This is a genomic window from Acinetobacter sp. 228, assembly GCF_048147885.1.
Genome location: NZ_JAYWYV010000143.1, coordinates 1 through 1,735 on the forward strand (window position 1 = coordinate 1; position 1,735 = coordinate 1,735).

A 1,735-nucleotide genomic window follows, 5' to 3' on the forward strand; every position below is an offset into this window, starting at 1 on the left:
AGCCCCAATACTATTCAAAATACAGGGGCTACCTATCAATTCACCTAAAGTTTATTCAGCGGTTGCCGTAACTTTATTATTGGTTAATATCACTTGTTGTTGAGATTGAAGGGGCTTAATCACTTGTGGATTAGAGTTACTCCACGGGATATAGGCTTCTGTCAAAATATGGCCTGTAAGACTGGTTAAATCACTCGTTTTAACTTCTGCATCGCCTTGACGACCAAATAATACAACTTCATCACCTGCTTTGGCCTCTGGAATATCGGTTACATCAACCATCACAGTATTCATTGATACTCGACCTACCACTGGTGCTTTTTGTCCATTTATTAATACAAAAGCCTTATTACTAAAACTACGACGGTAACCATCCGAATAACCTACAGGGAGGTTTGCGAGTCTAGAGTCACGTTTTAAAGTATAAGTTTGGTCATAACCTACAGTTGAATCTTTAAGGTAATTATTCACTGCGGCAATTTGTGTTTTAAATGCCATCATACCTTTAAATTCAGGGTGATTAGGAAAATCCCCATATATAATTGCGCCTGCACGAACCATATCTAAATGTGATTCAGGAACGTTTACGGTAGCAAATGAATTAGCTGTATGTAATGTTAATTCTTTACGATTAAGTTTGGCTTTTTTAATCAACCATGCGGTTTGTTCATTAAATTGCGCCAGACGCTCACGAACAAATTTTTCATCTTCTACGGCATAGTGGGTCATAATGCCGTCAATTTTAAGATGAGGGAGTTTGGTGATCGCCACAGCTTGTTCTTTGCCTAGAGCCGTAGACATTTCAAGACCATTACGATCCATACCACCCGAATTTAAAGCCAAGCTGTAATGAACAGTTGTATTGTTCGCTTCTGCCCATTTAGACATACGAGCAGCTTGGTCATAATTACCTAAAAGCTCTTCAATATTTAAAGCCTGTGCGTTAATAATTTCACTATCTGTGGCTGTACGTAAACGTGTAATTTTGCCTTTATAGCCATGCTTACGCACCATAGCCGCTTCAGCATTACTGGTAATGCCAATACAAGATACATTTAACTTCATAACACTTGGCATAAGTAGGTCAATACTATGGCCGTATGCGTTAGCTTTCATGACTATACAAAGTTGTGTTTTGCCATTAAGTAACTGATTTGTCCTTTTAATATTATCTTCAAAAGCTTGAGTATCAATTTCTATCCATGCATTGGCTGTAGGAGCAGGACTTACTTCATTTGTAACATGGGGAGTAAGTAAGGGAGCTGCATGAGCAAATTGCACCGAACCGAATAATATTAATGCACAGCTATAAGCGAGATGAGAAAATTTTGTTTTAAGTTTCATGAGTTTTTTAATCTTTCCTGGCTGAATATAATTTAATGCTGGGTGGATTTTTATGGTTAAGTACTGAAATATAATTGATTTAAAATTTCACATGATTTTGTTGCAATAATACTTTCTCCTTAAAATATTATAGTCGCTATTAAGTAAAGTTTAATTTTGCTTAAACTAAATTGAAAAATACAAATCTGATTTCAATTAATCTTAATTAAATCTAAATATACATTTATAAAAAAACAAGAAGAAAAATTATTGTAATTTTTTGAGTGTTATTTTTTTAATCTATTTGTTGGGGGTGTTTTTAATAAAATTTTTTAGAATATAACATTTGGTAAATAATTAACTTTATTATTGCAAAAGATTTTTTTATTTTTTAAGTATATTTGATTTTATT

The 1,735-nt window shown here is 33.8% G+C and carries 1 protein-coding gene; it reads right to left on the reverse strand.

The genetic code is table 11. The annotated features are described in order from the left end of the window. Positions 1-51: 51 nt before the first annotated feature. Entirely contained in the window at positions 52-1,344 is a 1,293-nt protein-coding gene (alr, locus tag VXQ92_RS16755) for an alanine racemase (protein WP_104080581.1), read from the reverse strand. Between the last annotated feature and the right edge of the window lie 391 nt (positions 1,345-1,735).

Bases quoted from the DNA above. Each gene is read 5' to 3' on its own strand.
- alr (WP_104080581.1), bottom strand. From the start codon at position 1,344: ATGAAACTTAAAACAAAATTTTCTCATCTCGCTTATAGCTGTGCATTA.